Raw genomic sequence first — 6,015 nt, 5'->3', positions numbered from 1 at the left:
GTCGCTGTTTGCGGGGGCCGCTGATCTTATCGCACTGATTTATCTGTTTGCACTTTATCGTTTCTTCTTCTCTTTATCTGGTCTGGATTCAGGAAGCCCATTTGCGGGTATTGGTGCTAGCCGTGAATTAACACTGGGTGTGTTAGTGGAGCCTATTTTAGTGTTATCACTGATTGTGGTGGCTTTAATTGTGGGTTCAACCAACGTCGGCACGATTAGTGCAACACTTGCTCAAGGTTGGGTATCACCAACGGCCACTCTACTCGCCTTATTAGCTTGTGCTTTTGCCGCTTTTATCGAAATGGGCAAAATGCCATTCGACGTTGCGGAAGCTGAGCAAGAGCTACAAGAAGGGCCATTAACTGAGTATTCAGGGTCTGGTTTCGCCATGGTGAAATTGGGTCTTGGTTTAAAACAAGTCGTTGTGGCTGAACTGTTCTTAGCCATCTTTATTCCTTTCGGTAAAGCCACAGAATTCACCTTTATTGCACTGCTTATTGCGTTAGTGTTAATGGCAGTGAAATTGTTAGTGGTGTTTGTATTAGCGTCATTGGTTGAAAACAGTTTAGCGCGTGGTCGCTTCTTACTGACTCACCATGTGACATGGTTAGGATTCGGTGTTGCGGCACTGGCTCTTGTTTTCTATTTAACTGGTCTATAAGGAGCGATGATTACAATGGAAAATATAGCTCTTGCGACCTTACTCATCCCATTTGCGGGGGCGTTGATTACGTCCTTAATGCCAAATCGGATGGCGAAGTGGTTATGTACACTGTTCGCTTTATTAGCCACATTAGGAACGGTTGTTTTAGGTTGGCAGTTCCTCGCTGAAGGTAAAGTCGATACCACAATTACGCTAGTACAATATGGTGATATAGCGCTCTTTGGTTTTACCATTGATCGTGTCAGTACTTTGATTGCTTTCGCTGTTGTGTTCTTAGGATTGTTGGTGAGTTTTTACTCTACTGGCTATCTGACCAATGGCAACCGTGAGCATCCTCATGATGGTACTCGTCGCTATTATGCCTTCTTACTGATTTTTATTGGTGCAATGGCAGGTTTAGTCCTTTCATCGACTATTTTAGGTCAACTCCTGTTTTTCGAAATTACAGGGGGATGTTCTTGGGGATTAATCGGTTACTACCAATCTGAAAAATCGCTCCGCTCAGCAATGAAAGCATTGTTGATCACTCATGTTGCTTCAATTGGTCTTTATCTCGCGGCGGCAACCTTGTTTGTGAGTACAGGGACATTTGAATTAACGGCCATTGCTACTTTAGATGAACCAACCAAACTGATTGTGTTTGGTGGCATTCTCTTTGCCGCTTGGGGTAAGTCAGCTCAATTACCTCTGCAAGCTTGGTTACCTGATGCGATGGAAGCTCCAACACCTGTGAGTGCTTACTTACATGCGGCATCAATGGTAAAAGTCGGTGTTTACATCTTTGCTCGCGCAATTATGTCAGCAGGTGGTGATGTTCCTCATCTTATTGGTTGGGTGGGGATTACCATGGCGGTTATCACGTTGATTTATGGCTTTATGATGTATCTGCCACAAAAAGATATGAAACGCCTGTTAGCATGGTCAACTATCACTCAGCTCTCGTATATCTTCCTTGCATTATCTATTTCTATCTTTGGACCGCGCGAAGCGTTTGAAGGCGGTATTGCTTACATCTTTAACCATGCCTTCGCGAAAAGTTTGTTCTTCTTAGTTGCGGGTGCACTGAGTTATAGCTGTGGTACTCGTATGTTGCCTCGCTTAAAAGGGTTAATTAATAAATATCCATTATTGGGTGTAGGTTTCTGTGTTGCTGCGTTAGCAATTGCAGGTGTTCCTCCAATGAATGGCTTCTTTAGTAAATTCCCAATTTTTGCCGCAGGTTTTGAACTGTCGAGTGTTTTCTGGGTGATGACACCAATTATGGTGCTAGTACTGATTGAGTCTGTTGCTAGTTTCACTTGGTTTATCTACTGGTTTGGTCGTGTTGTTCCGGGCAAACCAAGTTCAGAAGTTGCAGAAGGGCAACCTGTTCCTATGGCAATGCAAATTGTGATTGGAATACTGATTGTGATGTCCTTTGCATCCAGTGTTATCGCAGTCACTTGGCTAGGATAAGGGAGATAAATCATGACTGGAGCACTTATCGTAAACAATTTAGCGGGGTTAATGATGATCACCTCGCTACTGGTAATTGGCGCTAAAAAGCCGATTGCTTCATGTTGGTTCTATGCATTGCAATCTTTCGTTTTAGTGATGATTTTCGTCACTTTAGCCAATACATTAGATGCACACCAACTCACACTTTGGGCGATTACCGCCTTCTTTACAAAAGTTCTGCTTGTACCACTTATTTTAGGATTTGCATTCCGTAAGTTATCCGATCCTAGTGCGAATATCAGTGTTATCAGCCCTGCGCTTTTAATGTTATTGGCCGCTGTTATCGTCATTTTAAGTTGGTTTGTGGTTGAGCCAATTCAAATACCCATGGTTGTTGATTTGAAACCTGCACTCGCAGTTTCTCTAGGACACTTTATGTTGGGTCTACTTTGTATCGTGACTCAGCGAAATATCCTAAAACAAGCTTTTGGTTACTGTTTAATGGAAAACGGCTCTCACTTAACACTGGCACTATTAGCGTGGAGAGCACCAGAACTGGTCGAAATCGGTATCGCCACTGACGCCATCTTTGCTGTGATTGTTATGGCAGTGTTGGCTCGTAAGATTTACCGCACGCTCAACACACTGAACGTGGATCAACTGACCGCGCTGAAGGGGTGAGGAGATGAACCAAACAACCATGTTAACAATTTTAATGTTTGCACCGTTGGTATTTTCAATACTGGCGTTTTTAAGTCCGTTATTAAAAGCGGGTGCGCGTCCTGTTGTGACGGGGATCCACACTATTGGTATCACCGTATTGTTGGTCGCTGCATTAGGGACTGTGGCTGATGTCATGTCTCATGGCGAAATATTGGCTGCTGCTAATTGGGTTCATGTGGATAGCCTAGGTGCATTATTCCTTGCCATCTTAGGTATTATCGGCTTTTTAACAGGGCTTTATTCTATTGGCTATATGAATCACGAAGTGAATGAGGGCGAAATTTCAGTACGCACTTTGTGTAATTACTATGGTTTCTTCCACCTCTTTTTATTCACCATGTTATTAGCCATTACGAGTAATAACTTGATCTTAATGTGGGCAGCCATTGAAGCAACAACCCTAAGCTCCGCATTCTTAGTCGGAATTTATGGTCAACGTTCTTCTCTGGAAGCTGCGTGGAAGTACATCATCATTTGTAGTGTGGGTGTGGCGTTTGGCCTTTTCGGTACTATTTTGGTTTATGCCAATGCCGCAAGCTTTATGCCTGATCCAGATCAGGCTATCTTCTGGACTGAAGTGTTGAAATATACAGACCAGTTAGACCCAACACTGATGCATTTAGCTTTTGTCTTTATTTTAATCGGTTTCGGTACCAAAACGGGTTTATTCCCAATGCACGCATGGTTACCCGATGCGCACAGTGAAGCACCAAGCCCAGTCAGTGCGCTGTTATCAGCGGTGTTACTGAACTGTGCGCTGTTAATCATCATTCGTTACTACATCATTATTGATGCGGCAATTGGTACTGAATTTACACGTAATCTACTGTTAATCTTTGGTTTTCTCTCTGTTGCTATTGCGGCGTTCTTTATTCTTATTCAGCGCGATATGAAACGTCTTTTAGCGTATTCCAGTGTGGAAAACATGGGATTAATTGCTGTTGCATTAGGAATTGGCGGACCCATTGGTATTTTGGCTGCTTTATTCCACACCTTAAACCACAGTTTAGCGAAAGCATTGTTGTTCTGTGGCTCAGGTAACGTGTTATTGAAATATGGGACTCGTGATTTAAATGTCGTGAAAGGCATGTTTAAAGTGATGCCATTAAGTGCCGCTCTGTTTGCGGGGGGCGCTTTAGCGTTAGGCGGTATGCCTCCTTTCAACGTCTTTATCAGTGAATTTATGATTGTTGTGGCAGGTTTAGCATCTCAGCACATTGGCTTAACTATCCTATTATTATTGTTATTGACAGTCGTCTTAGGTGGTCTGGTTCGTATGGTGGCTAAAACTGTCTTTGGTCCAAAACCTGATGTTGTTGCTAAAGGTGAACTGGGAATTTTAACCACATTACCAATGGTCATTCTGATTGCACTTATGCTGTTAATGGGAACTCACATTCCTAAGCCTGTCAGTGAGTTGTTAGAAAATGCCGCTAATATCGTGATGAATATTGATAAAAGTGAGTCACCTACTTATACATGGCCAACGGCTTTAATCAGCAGTCCATCCACATCGGTTCAGGAGATGTAACGTGAGCTACCAAAATTATGTCAGTAGAAAAGAGGGAAAAGAACTGGGCGGAGATTACGTTGCCAAAGTTCGTGAAAAGTTTCCATCAGCCGTTCTTGATGAAGAGAGACAAACCGCTGATCAATTGACGATAACAGTAAAAACGGAATCACTTCCTGAAGTGGTGGAATACCTGTATTACGGCTTAGGCGGTTGGTTACCCGTTTTATTCGGTAATGACGAACGTAGTTTAAACGGGGACTATGCGGTTTATTACGCATTATCAATGGAAGAGGGTGAGAAATGTTGGGTTGTTGTAAAAGCCCATGTTAGCCCAATCACGTTAGAATTTCCGTCTGTGACACCAAGAGTTCCCGCCGCAGTGTGGGGGGAACGTGAAATTCGTGATATGTATGGTCTTATTCCTGTTGGTTTACCGGATGAACGCCGTTTAGTGCTTCCAGATGACTGGCCTGAAGAGATGTATCCATTGCGTAAAGATGCGATGGATTATCGTCAACGTCCCACTCCAACAACCGAAGTTGAAACTTATCCTTTTGTGAATGAAGGTAAGCAAGATGCGCGAGTTGTGCCAATTGGCCCTATGCATATTACCTCAGATGAACCGGGACACTTCCGCTTATTCGTAGATGGTGAAAATATTGTCGATGCTGATTACCGTATGTTCTATGTTCATCGTGGTATGGAAAAATTGGCTGAAACGCGAATGGGTTATAACGAAGTCACCTTCTTATCAGACCGCGTGTGTGGTATCTGTGGTTTTACTCACAGTGTGGCGTATGTGACCTCTGTTGAAAATGCGTTAGGTATTGAAGTCCCACGTCGTGCGCATACTATTCGTTCTATCTTATTAGAAGTTGAACGTCTTCATAGCCATTTATTAAATATTGGTTTAGCTAGCCATTTCACCGGCTTTGATACTGGCTTTATGCAATTTTTCCGTATTCGTGAAAAATCAATGCAAATTGCAGAAATGCTCACTGGGGCGCGTAAAACGTATGGCTTGAACTTAATTGGTGGTATTCGTCGCGATATTTTAAAAGATCAGCGTCTGAAGACCATCCAACTTGTGAGAGAAATGCGCAAAGAAGTCACTGAATTAGTGGATATACTTCTATCTGCACCCAATATGGAACAACGTACTGTCGGTGTCGGTATCTTGGATAAGAAAGTGGCTCGTGATTTTAGCCCAGTAGGCCCAATGATAAGAGCGAGTGGCTTTAAACGTGATGTCCGTTTTGACCATCCATTTGCAGATTATGGCAATCTACCTCTGACACTCTTTAGTTATGAAGGTGGCGACGTATTCTCTCGTGTGATGGTACGTATTAAAGAAGTTTTGGATTCAATGGCAATGATTGAATATGCCTTAGATAACTTGCCAGAAGGCCCATTATTAACGGAAGGCTTTACTTATCAACCTTATAAATTTGCTCTGGGCTTTACTGAAGCACCACGTGGTGAAGATGTTCACTGGAGTATGTTGGGAGATAACCAAAAATTATTCCGCTGGCGTTGCCGTGCTGCCACTTATGCTAACTGGCCAGTATTACGCTATATGTTGCAAGGGAATACTGTCTCTGATGCACCGTTAATTATCGGTAGTCTTGATCCTTGTTATTCCTGTACTGACAGGGTAACGCTCGTCGATGTGAAAAAA

5 protein-coding genes are annotated in these 6,015 nt (G+C 43.0%); all 5 read left to right on the top strand.

The annotated features are described in order from the left end of the window. Positions 1 to 661, top strand: a 661-nt coding sequence (locus BHE89_RS08125) for a respiratory chain complex I subunit 1 family protein (RefSeq protein ID WP_128860394.1), incomplete at its 5' end; no start/stop codon positions are given. Between the two features lie 6 nt (positions 662 to 667). Next, positions 668 to 2,119 (top strand): hydrogenase 4 subunit D, encoded by a 1,452-nt coding sequence (locus BHE89_RS08120; protein WP_069369755.1) that lies wholly within the window; start codon positions 668 to 670, stop codon positions 2,117 to 2,119. A gap of 12 nt (positions 2,120 to 2,131) precedes the next feature. Next, positions 2,132 to 2,782, top strand: a complete 651-nt coding sequence (hyfE, locus tag BHE89_RS08115) for a hydrogenase 4 membrane subunit (protein WP_036934333.1) — start codon at positions 2,132 to 2,134, stop codon at positions 2,780 to 2,782. A gap of 4 nt (positions 2,783 to 2,786) precedes the next feature. Further along, on the top strand, positions 2,787 to 4,355 hold the full coding sequence (locus tag BHE89_RS08110; RefSeq protein ID WP_069369754.1) for a hydrogenase 4 subunit F: 1,569 nt from the start codon (positions 2,787 to 2,789) through the stop codon (positions 4,353 to 4,355). Position 4,356: 1 nt separating this feature from the next. Further along, on the top strand, positions 4,357 to 6,015 hold a 1,659-nt coding region (locus BHE89_RS08105), incomplete at its 3' end, for a hydrogenase large subunit (RefSeq protein ID WP_141008278.1).

Source organism: Shigella sp. FC1967, from assembly GCF_001743005.1.
GTDB lineage: Bacteria > Pseudomonadota > Gammaproteobacteria > Enterobacterales > Enterobacteriaceae > Proteus.
The sequence above is the reverse complement of the archived record's forward strand: the minus strand, read 5'-3'. Positions and strand labels throughout refer to the sequence as shown.

Excerpts from the sequence above, each read along its gene's own strand:
- BHE89_RS08120 (WP_069369755.1), top strand. The coding sequence starts at position 668 with ATGATTACAATGGAAAATATAGCTCTTGCGACCTTACTCATCCCATTT.
- hyfE (WP_036934333.1), top strand. The coding sequence starts at position 2,132 with ATGACTGGAGCACTTATCGTAAACAATTTAGCGGGGTTAATGATGATC.
- BHE89_RS08110 (WP_069369754.1), top strand. The coding sequence starts at position 2,787 with ATGAACCAAACAACCATGTTAACAATTTTAATGTTTGCACCGTTGGTA.